Origin of the sequence: Bordetella genomosp. 9 (assembly GCF_002261425.1) — a bacterium.
In the GTDB taxonomy this organism is placed as follows: Bacteria; Pseudomonadota; Gammaproteobacteria; order Burkholderiales; family Burkholderiaceae_B; genus Bordetella_C.
Map to the genome: position 1 here is coordinate 645852 of NZ_NEVJ01000001.1, position 19054 is coordinate 664905.

A 19054-nucleotide genomic window follows, 5' to 3' on the forward strand; every position below is an offset into this window, starting at 1 on the left:
CGCAACAGCGTGGGCCGGGCCGACCCGCCACGTCCGCTCTACACCGGTGCGCTTCCCACCGACAGGCCGCCGCAGGCGTACAGCACCTGTCCCGTCACGAAGCGGGCATCATCGGACAGGAAAAACGCGATGGTGCCGGCGATGTCTTCCGGCTGGCCCAGCCGGCGCAAGGGGATGCGTTCGGCGAGCCTGCGCGCCGCGTCTTCGTCCATGGGGTTGTTCTTCTTGTACAGCTCGGTCAGTACCGGCCCCGGCGCCACCGCATTGACGGTGATGCCATGCGGGCCCAGCTCCAGCGCCCAGGTGCGCGTGTAGCCGATCAGGCCGCTCTTGGCGCCCGCGTAGGCCGTGCGGCGCGGGATGCCCAGCGCGGCGCGGCTGGAAATGTTGACGATCGCGCCGCGGCCCTTGGCGATCATGGCCGGCAGGCAGGCCTGCACGCACTGGATCGGCGCGCGCATGTTGACCGCCAGGATGCGGTCCAGCTCCTCGACGGAGGTCTCCTGCAGCGTGCTCGACGTGGTGAGTCCGGCATTGTTCACCACGTTGTCCACCGGGAACGCCGCCGTGATGCGCGCCAGCACGTCGGCGGTGGCCGCCGCGTCGGCCAGGTCGACTTCGTGGAAATCGCCAGGGAATCCATCCGCCGGCGCATGGCGCGCCAGGCCGATCACATGATGCCCGTCGCGCGCCAGGCGCTCCGCGGTGGCGCGGCCGATGCCGCGGTTGGCGCCGGTAATGAGCGTGATGCGGTCGGCCATGGTCAATCCACGTGGGCGCCCGAGCGCTTGACGACGTCCGCCCAGCGGGAGACCTCGCCCCGCACGAAGGTGCTGAACTGCGCCGGGCTGTTGGGCGGCGGCGGCAGCGCGATCCCCGATTGCTTGTATATCCCTTGCAGTTTGGTCGTGGCCAGCGCCTTGTTGAGCGCCGCGTTCATCCTGTCGACGATGGCGGGATCGGTGTCCTTGGGCGCGAACAGGCCGAACCACGACACGACGTTGAAGTCCGGCAGGCCGGACTCGCGCAGCGTCGGGATGTCCGGCGCCGATGGCGAGCGCTCGGCCGACGTCACGCCCAGCGCGCGCAGCTTGCCGGCCTGCACATTGGGCAGTTCGGTCGGCAGGTTGTCGAAGATCGAATCGACCTGTCCGCCCAGCAGGTCGGTCATGGCGGGTCCGCTGCCCCGGTAGGGCACGTGCAGGATCTGCGTGCCGGTCTGTATCTTGAACAGTTCGCAGGACATATGGATCGCCGACCCGGTGCCGGACGACGCGCAGGTCAGCTTGCCGGGATGGGATTTCGCATACGCGATGTAGTCCTGCACGTTATGGATGGGCAGCTTGGGATTGACCACCAGCACGTTGGGCACGGTGCCCAGCAGGGCGACGTTGCGGTAGTCGGCCGCGATGTCGTAGTTCAGGTTGGTATACAGGGTCCGATTGATCGCGTTGGCGGTGGAGCCGACATAGAACGTGTAGCCGTCTGGCGCCGCGCGCTTGACGAACTCCGCGCCGATGTTGCTGTTGGCGCCGGTGCGGTTCTCGACGACGAAGGGATGGCCCGTCTGCTCGGTGAGCACGCTCGCGACGGCGCGGGCGATGATGTCGGTCGTACCGCCGGGCGCGTACCCCACGATCAGGTTGACCTGCTGCGCCGGCCATCTGGCCGCGCTTTCAGCCGCGGGCGCGGCCCGGGCGGCGCCCGGGAAAATACCTGTGAAGGCGCCGGTAAATATCGATACCGCGACCGCCAGCATGGCGGTCCGCGTAGCAGCTTGCATCATCGTTGTCTCCTCGTTTGCCGCTGGTCGCGGCTTATGGCGTTATGCAGGCGTTATGCATCCCGTGCTTGCCCGTGCCGCGACAGCCGTCGCCGGCGCGGGGCGTCAGCGCGGCACGGAACCCTGGATCGTGATGCGGTGCATGGCCCGGCGCTCTCCGGGATAGTCATTGATGGCGTAGTGCATCGTGCAACGATTGTCCCAGAACGCCATCGACCCCTTGCGCCAGCGGAAGCGGCAGGTGTTCTCGGGCTTGGCGCTGTGCTGGTACAGGTACTGCAGCAGCGGCAGGCTTTCTTCGCGAGTCATGCCTTCGAAGGCGTAGGTGAACGGATGATTCACGAACAGGCATTTCCGGCCGGTCTCTTCATGCGTGCGCACCACCGGGTGCACGCTGTCGATGACCCCCACGTCTTCGCGCAGCTTGGTCGAGCGCGTCGCGTTGCGCGCCTGCGAGTTGGCCGACAGGAAGTTGTTGCTGTGCACGGCCCGCATGCCTTCGAGCTGCCGCTTCAGGGCATCGGACAAGGTGTCGTAGGCGCGGTAGAGGTTGCACCACAGGGTATCGCCGCCCACCTCCGGCACTTCCCGTCCGTACAGGATGGAGCCCAGGGGCGGCGTGGGGTGGTAGGTCTCGTCCGTATGCCAGGTGTCGCCGATGACGTCCTTGTCCGTCGGTTCCTTGACGACCGGCATGATCTGCGGATAGTCCGGCAGGGTGTGATAGACCGGCGTCATGCTGATTTCGCCGAAGCATTGCGCGAAGGCAATATGCTTTTCGGGCGTCAGGTCCTGATCGCGGAAGAAAATCACCTGGTGATCGAGCAGGGCCCGCCGGATGGCTGCCACCTCGTCCGCACCCAGGTTCCGCGATATATCGATGTCCAGCAGTTCCGCGCCGATCACGCCCGTCAACCTGCGTATTTCCATGTCGTCCTCGCTATGGTCCCGGCCTGATGATGACCGTGTGGCCAAAGTTTATCGACGGCCATTATTAGCGTCTAATACAGTTTCGTGAGTCGATTGATAGGCAAATACGGATAAATCATGGATCTCAAGCGCCTGCGTTATTTCGTCGCGGTGGCGGAGGAGGCCCACTTCGGGCGGGCGGCCAGCCGGCTCGGTATCAGCCAGCCGCCGCTCAGCGAGCACATCCAGGCGCTCGAGGCCGAGCTGGGCTGCAAGCTGCTGTTTCGCACCACCCGTTCGGTCAGCCTGACCGCAGAGGGCGAAGCCCTGCTCGAGCACGCGCGCGCCATCCTGCGCGACGTGGACAAATGCCGCGAGGTCATACACGCGGCCCGCAGCAAGGACAGCCTGACCCTGACGCTGGGGCTGCTGCACGCGCATACCTACACCTTCCTGCCCGCGCTGCTGCGCGAGTACTTCGCACAGGACCCGCGCCGCCGCGTGCACCTGGTCGAATACACCACGACCGAGCAGGTGGGCCGGCTGTTGGAAGGCACGATCGATATCGGCCTGGTGCGCGAGCCCATCCACCACGCTTCGCTACGCACGCGCAGACTGTTCTCGGAACGCTACGCAGTGGCGGTGCCGGAGGATTGGGGGCTGGCGCGGAAGGGCAAGGTCTCGGTGCGGGATTTCGACGGGCGCAGCATGATCGGCTACCCCAGTCACGATGTGCGGCGCAGCACCCAAAGCCTGTTCCGCGACTTCTTCCATCGCCACGACGTGCGCCCGCTGGATTATTTCGAGGTCAGGACGATGCATGCGTCGCTCGCGCTGGTCGCCGCCGGCCGCGGCTTCGCGCCCGTGCCACGTTCGCAATCGATGCTGCCGCTGGCGGGCGTGCGCTATTGCGAGTTCCGCGAGCAGGCGCCCGACCTGGCGGTCGGGTTGGCGTGGCGCGAGGATAAGCCCATGCCGGCCATCGATAGCTTCATCGACGTCTGCGACAGGCACTTCGCCCGCTGGTCCACGGTGCGCGCGGGGCGCTAGACCGTGGTCGCCTGGCGGGCCTGCTCGGCGAAGGTGCGGGTGGCGGCCAGGCCTTCCGGCGTGTAGTGCGAGCCGGGGGCGAGCTTGGCCAGCAGGTCGCTGGAAGCCGCCAGCGAACGCTCCCGGTTCCCGGCCAGGGCGGCGTGCCGCCTGGCGGCGCGGAAGCTCAGGTGACGGCCGTTGACCATGACGCGCGGCAGGCGGCCGGGCAGCTGCGGGCCTTCCAGGTATTCCTTGCAGTCGCCGGCGATCCAGTCGTAGATGGCCTGGAGCTCGAAGGAATTGAAGACGCCGAACATGCAGGCGTCGGTCCCCGACAGCAGCGCCCAGAATCGGGACTGCGACGGATCCTGGTGGCGGACGATCCAGTTCTTCTGCTGCAGTGCCTGCAGGAATTCCGGAATGTTGTCCGGATCGGACAGCCAGGCGTTGACCGTGCGGCCCGCGATCCGGCAGTAATCGGCATGCGCCGCGCGTCCGTAGCGGGACTTCTTGCGGAAGATCTCCGTGACGACCTGCTGGGGATCGAAACTGGCCGCGATGGCGGTGGAAGATACGCCGACATCGTTGAGCAGGAAACCGCGCTTGACGCGTTCGTAGAACGCCGCGCGTTGAACGGGCTCCTCCGGCATCAGCCGCAGCACGGCGTCCACCGCCTGGCGGGCGTGGCCCGAGCCGGCGTTGTCCACGGTGACGTGCACGGTGAAGTAGTACGGGTCGATCCCCAGTTCATCCAGCTCGTAGGCCGTGACATGCAGGTGATAGGGCAGTTGCTCATAGCCCAGGTTGAAGCCGGCCATCTCCGCCGTCAGCGTGTGGCCGTGCAAGCCTATCGCGAGCTGGGTCGCGCCCTGCTCATACAGGCTGTCGTCCGTGGGCTCCCAGCCGTCCGCGCCGGTGGAACGCAGCAGATTCAGGAACAGCGTGACGTGGTTCTGTGCCTCGTCGCCCATGCCCAGCTCTTCCAGATAGGTCGAGATCAGCGGTTCGAAGCGCGGGTCGCCCTGGTGCCGCAGGCTGCCGTACAGCCAGGATCCATCGACCAGCTTGGTCGGCGCGACCTGGGCCAGGAAATAGAGCGCGTGGGAACGGGTAGGGAACATTTCGCGCGGGCCGCCGGCCTTGCGGCGGGCCAGGTACTGCTGGTAACGGTCGCCGACCGCGTCGACGTTGGCATCCATCCAGGCATACAGGTCCTGCGGGTCGGCTGGCAATGCCGCCGCGCCCACGTCGACGCCGGCCAGCTTTGCCGCCAACCAGGCGCCGCTGGCCTCCAGCGTGCGTGCGTCGTCGGGGCTGGCCACCATCTGTTGATAGAGCTCCTTGTGCGGCATGCCGCCGGAGGGGGCGGCGTCCGTCGCGAGCTCTGCCGTTCGCCGCGCCATGCGTATTGTCTCGTTGGATGAGCAGGTCATTTTTTGGTCCGTGTTCCGTGGATGTCCTTCTTTGGCAAGTTGTGTGCCGCACGGGGGACTATTTCCGCAACGGGTGTAACCAAACCCCACCCTGGGACGAACTACGGGCTGTGCCAGCCGCGGACAACCCGCGCCGCGCACATCCCCCGGACTCCTGAGGACGCCAAGAAAATGACCATGGTCACCGAGCAAGACGAGGATAGTAAGTACCTCGGCCAATTCATCCCCATCCAATACCATCACGCCATGCTGATGGACGCCAACCGGATGAAGAACTTCAAGGCCGCCATCGACCACGTTGTCAAGCCGGGCGCGAAAGTGCTGGAGCTGGGCGGCGGCACCGGCGTTCTTTCCTGGTTCGCCGCCGCCACGGCGCAAAAGGTCTGGTGCGTGGAGTTCAATCGCGAGCTGGTGACCGAGGCCAGGCGCTTTCTCGCCATGAATCCCAACGGCGAAAAAGTGGAGGTCGTGCACGCCGACGCCTTCGAGTATCTGCCACCCGAGCCGGTCGACGTGATGATCTGCGAAATGATCCACGTCGCCATGCTCAGGGAAAAGCAGGTCGAGATGGTCGAGTCCTTCAAGCGGCGCTACCGCGAGCGGTTCGGCGATCCGCTGCCCATCCTGATGCCGACCGCCGTGGTCATGGCGGTGCAGCTTTTGCAGAAGGCCTATGATTTCGAAGGCTTCCACGCACCCATCATCCAGGTGGAAGAGCTGGGGGCGAACGCGCCGGGAACCGTGGACCTGGCCCAGCCGGCGGTCTACAGCCTGCTGGACTTCACCCTCGATACGCCGATGGACATCGCCTGGGACGGCACGGTCGTGATCGAGCGTGGCGGCGTCGTGAACACCCTTCGTTTCATCACCAAGAACATTCTTGCCATGGTCATGGAACGAGGCTCCACCATCGATTGGCTGAACCGGTATATGACATTCCCGCTGCGCACGCCCCTGAGCGTGGAAGCCGGCGATACACTGAGGATCCGCTTCCGGTACCGGGCGGGTGATTTCCTCTCCGTACTGACCGATGCGCTGGAGGTCGAAGTCGTACCGCGATAGTCCTCATGGCAGGACCACGGCGGCCCGTGGCGGGGGTGTGTAACAAAGTTGGCTCCTTGTTGTACCATTGCGCACAAAATGAACCGCATGGGGTGCGAGATGTCTTCCTTGGAGCCGAACGACGGCCGCCCATTGCCAACCTACGAACCGGACCGCGTGGTCGACGCCATCGTCAGCTATGCGGTCTATATGGTGACCCCGGATGGCACCGTCGCCAGCTGGAACGCCGGTGCGCGCGAGTTGACCGGCTGGCATCCGGCCGACGCGATCGGCCAGCATTATTCGACGTTTTGTCCCGCCTTCGCGGCGTTTTCGGACGACCTGGCCGCCCCGCGCAACGACGCGGCGCCGCCCGAGGTGTTGCATCGCGAAGGGTGGCTGAAGCGCAAGGACGGCACGCACCTGCGCGTCAGCACCGCGATCAGCCCGATGCGCGACGGCGCCGGCGCCTTGCTCGGGTACGCCTTCGTCTCGCGCGATCTTTCCGACGTCGTGGCCGCCGACGAGGCGCTGCGCCAGAGCGAAGAGCAATTCCAGCTGCTGATGCGCGGCGTGGTCGACTACGCCATCTACATGCTGGACCGCGATGGCCACGTCAGCAGCTGGAATGCGGGTGCCGAGCGCATCAAGGGCTATACCAAGGAAGAAATCCTCGGCAGCCATTTCTCCCGCTTCTACACCGAACCGGATCGCGAAGCGGGCATGCCCGCGCATGCGCTGCGCACGGCCCTGGCCGACGGACGCTACGAAAGCGAATCCTGGCGCGTACGCAAGGACGGTTCGCGCTTCTACGCGCACGTCGTGGTCGATCCCATTTTCGATGGCCGGCACAACCACGTCGGCTTCGCGAAAATCACGCGCGACATCACGGAAAAGCAGGCGGCAAAGGAAGAGCTTGAACGCACCCAGCGCGCCCTGCAGCAGGCGCAGAAGCTGGAGACCATCGGCAAGCTGACCGGTGGCGTCGCGCATGATTTCAACAACCTGCTGCAGGTCATCGGCGGGAACCTGCAGCTGCTGGCCTACGAGTTTCCCGACAATGAACGCGCCCGGCAACGGCTGGCGAACGCCATGGCCGGCGTGCAGCGGGGCGCGAAACTGGCGAACCAGTTGCTGGCGTTCGGCCGCAGGCAACCCCTGGCGCCCAGCGTCGTCAACGTCAGCCGCTTCCTGCGCGGCTTCGACGACATGCTGCAACGCAGCCTGGGAGAAGCCGTGGAAATCGAGACCATCGTCGCGGGCGGCCTCTGGAACACCATGGTGGATACCGCGCAGCTGGAGAACGCGCTGCTCAATCTGGCCATCAACGCGCGCGACGCCATGAACGGCGTGGGCAAGCTGACGATCGAGATCGGCAATGCCTACCTGGACGACGCGTACGCGCGGACCCGGCCTGAAGTCACGCCGGGGCAGTACGTCATGCTGGCGGTCACCGACACCGGATGCGGCATGAGCGAGGAAGTCATCGCCCAGGCGGTCGAACCGTTTTTCTCGACCAAGCCGGAAGGGCACGGCACCGGCCTGGGCCTGTCGATGGTCTACGGCTTCGTGAAGCAGTCCGGCGGCCATTTCGCGCTCTATAGCGAAGTCGGCCACGGGACCACGGCGAAGCTGTATCTGCCGCGGTCCATGGAAAAGGAAGACCTGCCGGCGCAATCCCTGGCGAGCGACGCGACGGGCGGCACCGAAACCATACTGGTCGCCGAAGACGACGCCGAAGTCTGCGCCACCGTCGTGGATATGCTGCGGGGCCTGGGCTACAAGGTGCTCAAGGCGGTGGACGGCGAGAGCGCCTTCGCCATCGTGCAAAGCGGCGTCAGGATCGATCTGCTGTTCTCCGACGTCGTGATGCCCGGGCCGATGCGCAGCCGCGACCTGGCCCGCAAGGCGCAGGAGCATCTGCCCGACATGGCGGTGCTGTTCACGTCAGGCTACACGCAGAACGCGATCGTGCACGGCGGCCGGCTGGACAAGGGCGTGGAGTTGATCACCAAGCCCTATACCCGCGAAGAACTCGCGCGCAAGATCCGGCACGTGCTGGCCAACCATAAGCAGCGCCGCGGCGCCTAGGCCGAGCAGGGCAGGATGGCAGTGACGGGCGCGGGCCAGTCGGAACGCATCGCCCAGTCGCGCATGGCGGCGACGTCGGTCGCCATGTAGCGGTCCTGGTCCAGGAAGGCCACGCGTTCGCGGATGGCGGCGAATTCAGCCTCGATGCCAGGGGTGCTCCTGGGGCCGCGCCGCAATTCCATGCCTTGCGCGGCGGCCATGGCTTCGATGCCGACCACCACGGCCGTGTTCTCGACCATGTCGGCCAGCCGCCGGCCGGCAAAGGTGGCCATGGACACGTGGTCTTCCTGGTTGGCCGAGGTCGGCAGGCTGTCCACGCTGGCCGGGTGCGCCAGGGATTTGTTTTCGGAAGCCAGCGCCGCCGCCGTCACCTGGGCGATCATGAACCCGGAATTCACGCCGCCGTCGCGCACCAGGAAGGGCGGCAGTTGCGACAGGCCCGAGTCCAGCAGCAGCGCCATGCGGCGCTCCGAGATGGCGCCGACTTCGCTGACCGCCAACGCAATGATGTCCGACGCGAAGGCGACTGGCTCGGCGTGGAAGTTGCCGCCGGAGATCACCTCGCCGCTGTCGCTGAATACCAGCGGGTTGTCCGACGCCGCATTGGCTTCGATCTCCAGCACCCTGGCCGCGTGCGCCAGGTTGTCCAGGCAGGCGCCCATGACCTGCGGCATGCAGCGGATGGAATAGGGATCCTGCACACGGCCGCAGTTGGCATGGGAAGCGACGATGCCGCTGCCCTGCAACAGTGCCTGCAAGGCCGCCGCCACCGCGATCTGGCCGGCCTGCCCGCGCGCCTGATGGATGCGCGGATCGAACGGCTTGATCGAGCCCTGTATGGCTTCCAGCGACAGGGCGCCGGCCAGGAGTCCCGCCGCGAAGACGTTTTCGGCGCCGAACAGGCCGGACAGCCCCAGCGCGGTGGATACCTGCGTGCCATTGAGCAGGGCCAGGCCTTCCTTGGGGCCGAGCACGAAGGGCGCCAGGCCCAGCGTCGCCAGCGCCTGCGCGCCGCTCATCACGGCGCCGTCCGGGCCGGTGGCCGTGCCTTCGCCGATCAGCACGCAGGCCAGGTGGGCCAGGGGCGCCAGGTCGCCGGATGCGCCGACGGATCCCTTGGCGGGGATCACGGGCAGGATGCCGGCATTGAACAAGGCGAGCAGCGCCTCGGCCAATTCGGGCCGCACGCCGGAATGCCCGCGCGCCAGGCTGATCGCCTTGGTCGCCAGCACCAGGCGCGTCACGCCGGCCGACAACGGACTGCCCGTGCCCACGCTGTGCGACAGCACCAGGTTGCGTTGCAGCTCGGCCAGGCGGGCGGGTTCGATGACCGTCTGCGCCAGCTTGCCGAAGCCGGTATTGATGCCGTAGACCACGGCGCCGGAGTCGACGATATGGCGTACGGCGTCGAACGATGCCTGCATTTCCTGCCGCGTGGCGGGGTCGAGCCGCAAGGTCACGCCGCCGGCATGGATGCGCCGCAGGGTGGGCAGGTCGACCTGGCCGGGGGACATCACCAGGGTATCGTTGTCCATGATGGAATTCCTCATCAAAAAAGGCCCGCTGATGCGGGCAATGTGCCCGCATCGGGGCGCAGGCGGGCCTAGGTTTCGCCCCAGCGCCGCACCGCGCCGGTTTCGATGCCGAACAGATCCAGCGCCCGGCCCACCGTATGATCGATCATGTCGTCGAGCGATTGGGGCCTGGCGTAGAAAGCGGGCACCGGCGGCGCCACGATGGCGCCCATCTCGGTCACCTGCGCCATGCTGCGCAGATGGCCGAGGTGCAGGGGAGACTCGCGCAGCATCAGCACCAGGCGCCTCCGTTCCTTCAGCACGACGTCGGCCGCGCGGCTCAGCAGGCCCGACGTGACCCCGGTGGCGATCTCCGACAGGCTGCGTATGGAACATGGCGCGACCAGCATGCCCATGGTCTTGAACGATCCCGACGAAATGCTGGCGCCGATGTCGTCGGCCTTGTAGACCTTGCTGGCCAGCGCATGGACGTCCGAGACCTTCATCGGCAGTTCGTGCGCCAGCGTGATCTGCGCCGAGCGGGTCATCACCAGATGCGTTTCCACGCCCGCCTTGCCCAGCAGCTCGAGCGCGCGCACGCCGTAGATCACGCCGGACGCGCCGCTGATGCCGACGATGATCCGCGGCGGCGGTGAGGCGGTCATCGCGAGTCTCCGATGGGAGATAAGGAGCCTTGCTTCATTGCCCTTGCCGCCACTGTCTTATGCGAGGAATTGGTTGGTGTAGAACACCGACACGTCGGGCACGGTCTTGCTCAGGCCGCCGAACTCCGCCATCAGCGTCTGGGTTTCCTCCCAGCGCGCCTTGTCGGAGTAACCGATGGCCTGCCTGGCGTCGCCCTTGGCACGCAGCAGCGGCGCCGTGGCCTTGAGCTTGGTCAGCTCCACGTCGGCCTTCAGCGACGGCGAACGCTTGAGCAGCGACGCGATGGCTTCTTCCGGATGCTCCATCGCGTATTGGTAGGCGCGTATCGAGGCCTGCACGAAGCCGCGCACGACTTCCGGCGACGAGGCCACCGTGTCGGCATGCGCCGCGATCCCGTCACCCATGGTGTCGACGCCGAAATCGGAATAGGCGAAGCAGGCCACGCCGTTTTCGGTCAGCGCCGCCATGCCGGGGTAGGAGTCGTTCAGGAAACCGGTGATCGCCTGCGTGCGCTTGCCCAGGAAGGCCTGGTTGCGGGTGCCGCCGTCCGAAGCCATGATCTGCACCGCGCCGCGCGGAACCTTGTTCTTGGCCAGCAGCGCGTACAGCATGGTCGTGGTGGTGTCGCCCTGCAGCGTCGCCACGGCCTTGCCCGCCAGGTCGGCGGGCCGCGCGATGCCCTGGTCCTTCCAGCTGATCAGCGCGTTCGGGCTGGTCTGGTAGAGCTGGGCCACCTGCCGGACCGGCATGCCCTGCGCGGCGCCCAGCATCAGGGAGGGCGGGTCGACGATGGTGAAGGTGTCCTGCTTTCCCGCCACCAGCTGCATGGACGACGTCACGCCCTTGCCTTCCAGCACCTCGACGTCCAGCCCGACGTCGCGGTAGAAGCCCTTGTCCACCGCCAGCAGATAGGGCGAGCGATGGCCGTTGTAGTTGAAGGCCAGGCGCACCGTGGCCTTGGTCAGCTTGTCCGAGCCGTTTGCCGCCCAGGCCGGACGGCCCAGTACGGGCAGGCCGGCAGCCGCGGCCGCCGTGGCGAAAGTCAGGAAGCTGCGCCGTGTCGTTTTCATGATGTCGATCCTTGATCCAGGGCTAGTACTTTTTAAGCACACCGTATTGCTCGAAGAGATTGCGCACGTGTGCCACCAACGCAATGAAACGCGGCGTCTCCATGGTCTTGGGCGTCCGGGGGTAGGGCAGGTCCACCTCGACGATCTCGGCGGCCCGTCCCGGGCGGGGCGTCATGACCAGGACCCGCTGCGCGAGCAGGATGGCTTCCTGGATGTCGTGGGTCACGAACATGACGCTCTTCTTGGTTCTAAGCCATATCTGGTGCAGTTCCATGACCATCTGTTCGCGCGTCAGCGCGTCCAGCGCGCCGAACGGTTCGTCCATCAGGATCAGGGAAGGATCGTGGACCAGCGCGCGGCAGATCGATACGCGCTGGCGCATGCCGCCCGACAGCTCGTGCGGATACTTGCCGGCGAAATCGGCCAGGCCGACCATCTCCAGCAGTTCACGCGCGCGCCGTTCGTAGGCCGCCATGTCCAGGCCGCGTATCTGCGGCTGCAGCATGATGTTCTCCAACACACGGCGCCATTCCAGCAAGGCGTCGGTCTGGAACACGATACCGATGTCGGTGACGGCGCTGCGCACCGGCTCGCCCGCGCGCAGCACGGCGCCTTCGGTGGGCGCTTCCAGGCCGGAGGCCAGCGTCAGCAGGGTGCTCTTGCCGCAGCCGCTGGGCCCCAGCACCGACAGGAATTCGCCTTCGGCGATGTCGAAGTCCAGGTCCTGCAGCGCGGTCAGCGGCCCGCTTTTGGTGGGATAGATCTTGGTGACGTGGGAAAGGGTCAGCGCGGCCGTCATCGCCCACCCCCATGCACGCGCTGCGACACATGCCAGGGCAGCGCCAGGCGCTCGACCAGGTCGACCAGGCCGTACAGCACCACGCCCATGATGCTGAGCACCACCAGTACGGTGAAGGATAGCGTCACGTCCAGCGTGCCGTTGGCCACGATCAGCTGGTAGCCCAGTCCGCGATCGGCCGCCACGAATTCACCGACCACGGCGCCGACGATGGCCAGGGTGCTGGCCACCTTGATGCCGGAGAAAATGTGCGGCAAGGCCGCCGGCACCTGGAAATGCAGGAAGGTCTGCCAGCGGCTGGCGCCGGTGGAAAGCGCCAGCCAGCGCAGGTGGGCCGGCGCGGACTTGAATCCCGTCAGCGTGTCCACGACGATGGGAAAAAAGCACATCGTGAAGGCGATCAGCACCTTGGGCGCCAGCCCGAAACCGAACCACACCACCAGCAGCGGCGCCACGGCGACCTTGGGCACCGTCTGCGACAGCACGAGGATGGGGTGCAGCACGCGTTCGGCCCATTGCGATTGCGCCAGCAGCGCCGCCATGGGAATGCTCACGACAATGGCCAGGCCGAAGCCCAGCAGGATCTCGCCGGTGGTGGTCAGGGTATGGACCAGAATGCTGTGGTAGTCGGTGACCAGCCGCATCGCCACCGCGGACGGCGGCGGCAGCAGATAGGCCGGCACCTGGCCGATGCGCACGGCCGCTTCCCAGATCAGCAGCAGCGCGATGCCGACGATCAGGCCGTCCAGCGATCGCGGCGGACGCCAGCGGACGGTGCTAGCCGCCGTCTTTTCCCGGTTCATTGAAAATACCCCTTAATGCTGCGAGCAGCTTTTTGTTGTCCGCGCGCCCTCTCAGGGACACGCGTAGAGCGCGATAACGTTCCATGCCGCGGAACGAGGTCGCATCGGCCACGACGACGCCTTGCGCGGCCAGGCGGTCGGCGGCCTGGTCCGGCGGCATGTCGACGTCCAGCAGCACCATATTGGCGTTGCCGCCGCGGATGCGCACTTCGGGAATGTCCGCAATGGCGTCCGCGAACCACGCACGCTCCTGCGCGAACGTGGCGCGGCAGGTGTCCAGGAAAGCATTGTCGTCCAGCACCGCGCGGGCCGCGGCGACCGAGGCCCGCGCCAGGTTGAAGGGAGGGCGGCCGACCTCGGCCGCGCGCACCAGCGCCGGCGCCGCGATGGCATAGCCCACCCGCGTGCCGGCCAGGCCGAAATACTTGGAGAACGTACGCAGGACGACCAGGTTGGCATGCGCGGCCAGCAGCGGCACCGCGCCGTCCTCGACGGGGTCCAGCAGCGCTTCATCGACGATCAGCAGGCCCGGATCGGCGGCGCGCGCCAGGCTCGCGATGGCGTCGCGCGGGATTTTCTCGCCGGTGGGATTGTTGGGCGAGCAGACGAAGGTCATGGCGATCGTGCCGGCGCGCAGCGCGACATGCATGCCGGCGACGTCGGTTCTTTCCGGGACGTCGCCTTCCACGCAGATGACCCGGCAGCCGCGCAATCGGGCTTCCAGCTCATAGCGCGGAAAGGTGGGCAGATGCAGCAGCACGGTGTCGCCGTCGCTGGTCCAGGCATGGACGATCAGCTTGATGACGTCGTCCAGGCCGGCGCCGAAGAACAGCGAATCGGGATGGACGCCATGACGCCGGGCCAGGGCGGCGCGCAGCTCGGCGAAACGCAGGTCGGGATACAGGTGGCTCTGGCCCAGCGCGGCGCGCGCCGCGGCGATCGCGCTTTCAGGCGGCCCGAAAGGATTGACGTTCAACGAGAAGTCCACCACGTCGCGCACGTCCAGGGCGTGGCGCGCGGCGATATCGTCCACCGAGGTTTCGGCCTCGTACAGCCGCATGCTGGCCATCAAGGCGTTCTGCGGGTTGATCGTCATGCCAGCAGGTCTCCATGGCCGGCAACGGGCAGGCGCAGCTTCAATGACTTCAGGATGCCCCACAGCGTGACCTGGTTGCTGGTCAGGACGGGTTTGCCGAGTTCGGCTTCCATGCGGCCAGCGACTTCCAACGCGCGGAAGTCCGTGCAGCTGACGAAGACGGCCTGCGCCGCCGGCCGGTCGGCCCGGCGTATCAGTTCGGCCACCGCGTCCGGCGCGACTTCGCGTATGGCCTTGCCCGACAGCCCCAGGCCTTCCACGCCGACGACGTCGAAACCATGCGATTGCAGGAAGGCGAGTTCGGCCTCGTTCACGCTGTCCAGATAGGGCGTGGCCAGCGCCACGCGCTCGATACCCAGTGCCTGCAGGCTTTCGACGATGCAGCGGGACGTGGCGACCACCGGGCAGCCGGCGATGGCTTCCAGCGATTCCAGCTGGCTCGCCAGTGCCGCCTCGCCGTCGATGAAGGAGCCGCTGGTGCAGGCGTAGGCCACGACGTCGGGCGTCACCGATGCGATCAGTTCCGCGGCCTGCGCCACCCCGGCATTCATGGCGCGCAGGCCTTCCGGCGTGGTTTCGCGCAGCATGACGCGCGTCGCATGGAAGGTCAGTCCGGGCAGGCCGAGGCGGGCGTAGTCCGGCTCGATCACGGCATTGACCGAGGGCACGATCAGGCCCACGCGGCGCGGCCGGGCGGTGGAGGAGCCGCTCACTTTTTCCATGACGATTGATAGCCGGCCATGTTGGCGCCTTCGCGCTGGCTCAACACGACCAATGAGCGCAGCAGGTCCACCATCGCCGCATTGGTGCGCGCGTCGGTGCCGTCGACATACTGGCGCAGCATGCCGCCCACGGGATCGATGGCGCCGGCGCGCACGCAGGCCTCGATCAGCCGTACTTCCTCCGTGCCGTCGTGGAAGGCGGCGTCGTTGCCGACCATGGCCGCCAGCACCGCCGCGATGCCGTAGGCGCCCCAGTTGGAGATGTTGGCGATGACCGCGACGTCCGCGGGCTGCTCGGCCGCGATGACGTCGCCCAGCGGCACTTCGGCGCGCACGTCTTCCGCCACCACCCCCATGCCCAGTTCATTGCCCAGGTCGCCGACGCCTATGGTGAGAATGCCGCGCCGCCGGGCCTCGGCGTACAGGGCATCCGTATGCGCGGTGAAATCGCTGATCTCGAAGCCGCCGCCGCCATGGTAGTGGCCGTCGCGGCCGGCGCCGGGGCGCTCGACCGCCACCACGGCCTTGGGTTGCAGTTGGTCCAGCAGCGCCACCGCGGCCTGTTCGGCGGCCTTCCTGTCCACGGGAAAGCCGGTGAACGCGCAGCGGTTGCGCCCCGAACGGATGTCGCCCATGTCAGCGGGTATCAGGCCCGCGGCCGCGAAGCACGCCTGCATGCAGGGCACCACCGAGGTTTCCGACACGCCCACCGGGATCGCGCCCAGGCCGACCGCCAGCGCGCGCGCCAGCACGGCCGCGCCTATCGGACCGTCGGTTTCCGGCAGGCCGTAGCCGCGCATGATGAAGCCGCTGATCATCAACACCGTGTCGCCCGACGCGACGTGTTCCTTGAGCCGCGCGGCAGCCGCCAGCGTCAGCGGCGCGCCGCCGGCGTGGCGCCGCGCGGTGGCGTAGAGCTTGAGCAGCGGGATCCCCTTCAGGATGGTCCAGTTCGACATCGGCGCGGTGATCAGGTGATCGACGGCTTCGCCGATGCGTTCGATGCTAATTCCGGACATTCAGGTACTCCTGCAGGTTGATGTCGTGCTCGCCGGGAAAGCGGCGGCGTTCGAACAATTGCTTCATGGCGACCGGCACGGTGGCGTCCAGTCCCAGCTTGCCGCGATGGACCTCGCGCACGTCCTCCCGCGTATAGCTGGGCATGCGTGGAATCATGTAGGTGCCGGTCTCGGGCGTGCAGCGGGTCTGTATCGCCCACAGCACGTCAGCGGCATTGAAGGGGTCGACGTCCTCGTCGACGACCACCACGATCTTGGTCCAGGAATAGCCGCCCAGCGCGGCCAGCAAGGCGTTCTTGGCCTGGTCCTCGTTCTGCTTTTCAATGGCGATCACGCAGCCGAACACATAGCCCGGCGTGGCGATGTCGCGGATGCGCGGCACGAAGGCCGAGACCTTCTTGTAGATTTCCGTCTGGATGGGTACGCCCACCAGGTTCAGGTCTTCCGTGCCGCCGGCCAGGATGGTGTGGTAGATGGCGTCGCTGCGGCGCGTGATCGCCGTGACGCGGAAGACGTGGTTCTTCATGACGGGCACGTAGCCGTCGGTGAACTCGCCGAAGGGGCCTTCGTCTTCCCGCACGCCGCACAGCACTTCGCCTTCGATCACCATCTCGGCGTCGGCCGGCACGTCGACGGGGATGGTCTTGCAACGCGTCACGCGCAGCGGCTTGTCCTGCCAGGCGCCGGCGACTTCCAGCTCGTCCGCCTCGTAGGGGACCTTGGAAGCCGCCGAGAACATCAGCGCCGGCGGCGCACCGATGACGATCGCGCAGGGCAGGTTCTGCCCTTTGCTTTCGGCTTCGGCGTGGTAGCGGCCCAGGTGCTGCGGCGGCATCATGCGCACGCGCAGCTTGTCCTTGCCGACCAGTTGGCAGCGGTTCCAGGAAGCGTTGTACACGCCGGTGTCGGGATGGGGCGCGATCAGCACGCCGGCCGTGATGTAGGCGCCGCCGTCGTGCTCGGAGAACACCACCTGCGGGACGTCGCGCTGCAAATCGATGTCCGCGCCCTGGCTGACGACCTGCTGCACCGGCGCGTCCGTCACCCGTTCGGTCGGAATGCCGCGCGCCTCCTGGCGCACCAGGGTACGCAGCAGATCTTTTTCCTCCAGGCCCAGCGCCGCGGCGACATGGCTGCGGAAGCCGAACACATTGGTGACCACGGGCACGTTGGCGCCTTTCACATCGTTGAAGCGCAAGGCCTGGTTGCCGGCTTTCTGCACGCAGCGCATGACCGCCGTCAATTCGTGGCGGGGATCGACCTGGCGCGCCACCTCGGACACCAGGCCGCGGGTTTCCAGCCAGGCCACCAGTTGACGAAAGGATTCCATCGGTTTCATATCGGACGCTTGTTCTGGATCTTCGATTGCTTGATCGGCGTTGGGAAGCCGGTTATAGTGTTGGTTACTGCGCAACGCTGTTGCGCAATCACGTTTTGATTATGGGTATCGCCCGGGTGGCTGTCAACGCCGGGCATGCCCGGATATGCGTATTTCGCGGCTATCTAATGGAATACCCCGACGTGAATGCCCCGATGCCTGAGACCACGAATTCCAAGCTCGCCGACGCCATGGGGGAGGGCGATAGCGCCGCGGGGCCGGGCCGGCGCGACCCCACCGTGCATGCGGCGCGGCATGCCATAGAGATCCTGCGATGCATCTCGCAGTCGCAGCCGGAGATCGGCGTCAGCGACATCGCGCGCCGCATCGGATTGCATAAGAGCTCGGTGTCGCGGCTGGTCGCGACGCTGCAAGCGCAGCGCGTGGTCGAACGCAATCCCCACACCGATCGCGTCAGCCTGGCGCCGGGCCTCATCGCGATCGCCGCGCCCCTGATCAACCATATGGGCATCTCGCAGGCGTCGCGGCAGCGCATGGCGCAGCTGGCGGAGGAATCCGCGGAAACGGTCAACCTGAGCATCTGGGACGGCCGCGAAGCCATCAGCATCGACCAGACCGTGGGGCCCAACGCCATCACGCACTATGCGGCGCCGGGACAGAACAACCCGGCGCATTGCACGGCGTCGGGCAAGGTGCTGCTGGCCTTCGCGTCGGAAGCCGACCGGTCGGCGGTGCTGCGGGCGCCATTGACGCGTTACACCGAACGCACGATCACCGAACCGGCCGTGCTCCAGCGCGAACTGGCGCGCGTGCGCGAGACCGGCCTGGCGCTGAACCGCGCGGAATTCTCGGAAGACGCGGGCGCCGTCGCGGCCATCGTCCGCAACGTCAACGGCCAGGCGACGATCGCGCTGACCATCACCGTGCCCATGTACCGGTTCAGCAAGGCGCGCGAGCGCAAGCTGCTGGAACTGGTGGGGCATGCCGCGCGGGATATTTCCGGCCAGATCGGCGCCATGACGGCGGCCGGCATCGCCAGGAGGCAACCATGACGACGGAAAACCTGCCCCGCGCCGGGGCGATGCCGGGCGGCTTCTGGGCGTTTTCGCTGGCCGTCTACGCGCGCCCCGGCGTGCCGGAGGCCTGCCTGGCGCTGCAGGACGGCTATGGCCTGGACGTCAACGTGCTGCTGTTCGCGCTGTACGCGGCGCAGCACGGGACGTCGCTGGATACCGGCGCTTTCGCCGATCTGGACCGCGCGGTCGCCAGCTGGCGCCGGCAGGTGGTGGCGCCGTTGCGTGCCATACGCCGCCACGTCAAAACGACGCTGGGCGATGGCGGCGCCACGCCGGGCGGCAAGACGCCGTCGCCGGCGTCCGTCGAGCAGGAGACCTACGCGGCCATCAAGCGCGCGGAACTATCGGCCGAACGCGCGCAGCAATGCAATATGGAGCAGTGGCTGGCCGCGCGGCCGGGCGCCGCGGTATCGCTGGCGGCCGGTGCGGGCGACGGCATCGCGTCGGATGCGCGAGATGCGCTGGATTCGTTGGATGCCTTGGATGCGGCCGCGATCGACACCCTGGGCGCGGCGAATCTGGACGGGTACCTGGCTTACATGCACTGCCCGTGCGATGCGAACGCCCAGGCTTTCGTGCAGGTATTGCTGGCCGCCGTCTCGGCGCCGAGGCCGGAATAGCCTGGACAGGCCCGCGCCGCCGGCACATCACGCACGCACAT

The 19054-nt window shown here is 67.0% G+C and carries 18 protein-coding genes; 5 read left to right on the forward strand and 13 right to left on the reverse strand.

What is annotated here, in order from left to right:
- Window positions 1-38: 38 nt before the first annotated feature.
- From CAL26_RS02830 to CAL26_RS02840, 3 genes are all read right to left on the reverse strand, one after another.
- The gene (locus CAL26_RS02830; protein WP_179283227.1) at window positions 39-761 is read right to left on the reverse strand and encodes an SDR family oxidoreductase; all 723 of its coding nucleotides are present in this window, start codon (window positions 759-761) and stop codon (window positions 39-41) included.
- A gap of 2 nt (window positions 762-763) precedes the next feature.
- A complete protein-coding gene (locus CAL26_RS02835) occupies window positions 764-1786 on the reverse strand; it encodes a Bug family tripartite tricarboxylate transporter substrate binding protein (protein ID WP_256987917.1) in 1023 nt (340 codons plus the stop codon).
- Window positions 1787-1888: 102 nt separating this feature from the next.
- Window positions 1889-2713 carry a TauD/TfdA dioxygenase family protein gene (locus tag CAL26_RS02840; RefSeq protein WP_094845393.1) on the reverse strand — a complete coding sequence of 275 codons (825 nt, stop codon included), beginning with the start codon at window positions 2711-2713 and terminating at the stop codon, window positions 1889-1891.
- 117 nt (window positions 2714-2830) lie between these two features.
- Here CAL26_RS02840 and CAL26_RS02845 point away from each other — a divergent pair, with 117 nt between their 5' ends.
- Window positions 2831-3742 carry a LysR family transcriptional regulator gene (locus tag CAL26_RS02845; RefSeq protein WP_094845394.1) on the forward strand — a complete coding sequence of 304 codons (912 nt, stop codon included), beginning with the start codon at window positions 2831-2833 and terminating at the stop codon, window positions 3740-3742.
- Here the strand turns inward: CAL26_RS02845 and CAL26_RS02850 are convergent.
- A complete protein-coding gene (locus CAL26_RS02850) occupies window positions 3739-5157 on the reverse strand; it encodes an iron-containing redox enzyme family protein (RefSeq protein WP_179283228.1) in 1419 nt (472 codons plus the stop codon). The genes CAL26_RS02845 and CAL26_RS02850 overlap by 4 nt on opposite strands.
- 177 nt (window positions 5158-5334) lie before the next feature.
- Between CAL26_RS02850 and CAL26_RS02855 the strand changes: the two genes are divergently transcribed.
- Together CAL26_RS02855 and CAL26_RS02860 are read left to right on the forward strand one after the other, a co-directional pair.
- Complete coding sequence (locus CAL26_RS02855) at window positions 5335-6219, forward strand: methyltransferase domain-containing protein (RefSeq protein ID WP_094845996.1); 885 nt, start codon at window positions 5335-5337, stop codon at window positions 6217-6219.
- 99 nt (window positions 6220-6318) lie between these two features.
- Window positions 6319-8289 carry a hybrid sensor histidine kinase/response regulator gene (locus CAL26_RS02860; protein ID WP_179283229.1) on the forward strand — a complete coding sequence of 657 codons (1971 nt, stop codon included), beginning with the start codon at window positions 6319-6321 and terminating at the stop codon, window positions 8287-8289.
- Here CAL26_RS02860 and hutH read toward each other — a convergent pair.
- From hutH to CAL26_RS02905, 9 genes are all read right to left on the reverse strand, one after another.
- A complete protein-coding gene (hutH, locus tag CAL26_RS02865; RefSeq protein WP_094845397.1) occupies window positions 8286-9824 on the reverse strand; it encodes a histidine ammonia-lyase in 1539 nt (512 codons plus the stop codon). The two genes, CAL26_RS02860 and hutH, sit on opposite strands and share 4 nt — an antisense overlap.
- Before the next feature lie 68 nt (window positions 9825-9892).
- The gene (locus tag CAL26_RS02870; RefSeq protein ID WP_094845398.1) at window positions 9893-10468 is read right to left on the reverse strand and encodes a UbiX family flavin prenyltransferase; all 576 of its coding nucleotides are present in this window, start codon (window positions 10466-10468) and stop codon (window positions 9893-9895) included.
- A gap of 57 nt (window positions 10469-10525) precedes the next feature.
- On the reverse strand, window positions 10526-11539 hold the full coding sequence (locus CAL26_RS02875; protein WP_094845399.1) for an ABC transporter substrate-binding protein: 1014 nt from the start codon (window positions 11537-11539) through the stop codon (window positions 10526-10528).
- A 22-nt stretch (window positions 11540-11561) separates the two neighbouring features.
- Complete coding sequence (locus CAL26_RS02880) at window positions 11562-12338, reverse strand: ABC transporter ATP-binding protein (RefSeq protein WP_094845400.1); 777 nt, start codon at window positions 12336-12338, stop codon at window positions 11562-11564.
- Window positions 12335-13141 carry an ABC transporter permease gene (locus CAL26_RS02885; protein WP_094845401.1) on the reverse strand — a complete coding sequence of 269 codons (807 nt, stop codon included), beginning with the start codon at window positions 13139-13141 and terminating at the stop codon, window positions 12335-12337. The genes CAL26_RS02880 and CAL26_RS02885 overlap by 4 nt, the downstream gene beginning before the upstream one ends.
- Entirely contained in the window at window positions 13116-14237 is a 1122-nt protein-coding gene (locus CAL26_RS02890) for a pyridoxal phosphate-dependent aminotransferase (RefSeq protein ID WP_094845402.1), read from the reverse strand. Before CAL26_RS02890 ends, CAL26_RS02885 begins: the two co-directional genes overlap by 26 nt.
- Window positions 14234-14959 (reverse strand): maleate cis-trans isomerase family protein, encoded by a 726-nt coding sequence (locus CAL26_RS02895; RefSeq protein WP_094845403.1) that lies wholly within the window; start codon window positions 14957-14959, stop codon window positions 14234-14236. Before CAL26_RS02895 ends, CAL26_RS02890 begins: the two co-directional genes overlap by 4 nt.
- A complete protein-coding gene (locus CAL26_RS02900) occupies window positions 14947-15978 on the reverse strand; it encodes a glutamate cyclase domain-containing protein (protein ID WP_094845404.1) in 1032 nt (343 codons plus the stop codon). Before CAL26_RS02900 ends, CAL26_RS02895 begins: the two co-directional genes overlap by 13 nt.
- Window positions 15965-17308, reverse strand: a complete 1344-nt coding sequence (locus CAL26_RS02905; protein ID WP_179283230.1) for a UbiD family decarboxylase — start codon at window positions 17306-17308, stop codon at window positions 15965-15967. The genes CAL26_RS02900 and CAL26_RS02905 overlap by 14 nt, the downstream gene beginning before the upstream one ends.
- A gap of 203 nt (window positions 17309-17511) precedes the next feature.
- Here CAL26_RS02905 and CAL26_RS02910 point away from each other — a divergent pair, with 203 nt between their 5' ends.
- Window positions 17512-18369 (forward strand): IclR family transcriptional regulator, encoded by an 858-nt coding sequence (locus CAL26_RS02910; protein WP_179283231.1) that lies wholly within the window; start codon window positions 17512-17514, stop codon window positions 18367-18369.
- Window positions 18366-19013 (forward strand): TIGR02444 family protein, encoded by a 648-nt coding sequence (locus CAL26_RS02915; protein ID WP_094845407.1) that lies wholly within the window; start codon window positions 18366-18368, stop codon window positions 19011-19013. The genes CAL26_RS02910 and CAL26_RS02915 overlap by 4 nt, the downstream gene beginning before the upstream one ends.
- Window positions 19014-19054: the final 41 nt, after the last annotated feature.

What these genes read in the sequence shown, in the direction of transcription:
- CAL26_RS02830 (WP_179283227.1), bottom strand. Translation starts at nt 761, where the DNA reads ATGGCCGACCGCATCACGCTCATTACCGGCGCCAACCGCGGCATCGGC.
- CAL26_RS02835 (WP_256987917.1), bottom strand. Translation starts at nt 1,786, where the DNA reads ATGATGCAAGCTGCTACGCGGACCGCCATGCTGGCGGTCGCGGTATCG.
- CAL26_RS02840 (WP_094845393.1), bottom strand. Translation starts at nt 2,713, where the DNA reads ATGGAAATACGCAGGTTGACGGGCGTGATCGGCGCGGAACTGCTGGAC.
- CAL26_RS02845 (WP_094845394.1), top strand. Translation starts at nt 2,831, where the DNA reads ATGGATCTCAAGCGCCTGCGTTATTTCGTCGCGGTGGCGGAGGAGGCC.
- CAL26_RS02850 (WP_179283228.1), bottom strand. Translation starts at nt 5,157, where the DNA reads ATGACCTGCTCATCCAACGAGACAATACGCATGGCGCGGCGAACGGCA.
- CAL26_RS02855 (WP_094845996.1), top strand. Translation starts at nt 5,335, where the DNA reads ATGGTCACCGAGCAAGACGAGGATAGTAAGTACCTCGGCCAATTCATC.
- CAL26_RS02860 (WP_179283229.1), top strand. Translation starts at nt 6,319, where the DNA reads ATGTCTTCCTTGGAGCCGAACGACGGCCGCCCATTGCCAACCTACGAA.
- hutH (WP_094845397.1), bottom strand. Translation starts at nt 9,824, where the DNA reads ATGGACAACGATACCCTGGTGATGTCCCCCGGCCAGGTCGACCTGCCC.
- CAL26_RS02870 (WP_094845398.1), bottom strand. Translation starts at nt 10,468, where the DNA reads ATGACCGCCTCACCGCCGCCGCGGATCATCGTCGGCATCAGCGGCGCG.
- CAL26_RS02875 (WP_094845399.1), bottom strand. Translation starts at nt 11,539, where the DNA reads ATGAAAACGACACGGCGCAGCTTCCTGACTTTCGCCACGGCGGCCGCG.
- CAL26_RS02880 (WP_094845400.1), bottom strand. Translation starts at nt 12,338, where the DNA reads ATGACGGCCGCGCTGACCCTTTCCCACGTCACCAAGATCTATCCCACC.
- CAL26_RS02885 (WP_094845401.1), bottom strand. Translation starts at nt 13,141, where the DNA reads ATGAACCGGGAAAAGACGGCGGCTAGCACCGTCCGCTGGCGTCCGCCG.
- CAL26_RS02890 (WP_094845402.1), bottom strand. Translation starts at nt 14,237, where the DNA reads ATGACGATCAACCCGCAGAACGCCTTGATGGCCAGCATGCGGCTGTAC.
- CAL26_RS02895 (WP_094845403.1), bottom strand. Translation starts at nt 14,959, where the DNA reads ATGGAAAAAGTGAGCGGCTCCTCCACCGCCCGGCCGCGCCGCGTGGGC.
- CAL26_RS02900 (WP_094845404.1), bottom strand. Translation starts at nt 15,978, where the DNA reads ATGTCCGGAATTAGCATCGAACGCATCGGCGAAGCCGTCGATCACCTG.
- CAL26_RS02905 (WP_179283230.1), bottom strand. Translation starts at nt 17,308, where the DNA reads ATGGAATCCTTTCGTCAACTGGTGGCCTGGCTGGAAACCCGCGGCCTG.
- CAL26_RS02910 (WP_179283231.1), top strand. Translation starts at nt 17,512, where the DNA reads ATGCCTGAGACCACGAATTCCAAGCTCGCCGACGCCATGGGGGAGGGC.
- CAL26_RS02915 (WP_094845407.1), top strand. Translation starts at nt 18,366, where the DNA reads ATGACGACGGAAAACCTGCCCCGCGCCGGGGCGATGCCGGGCGGCTTC.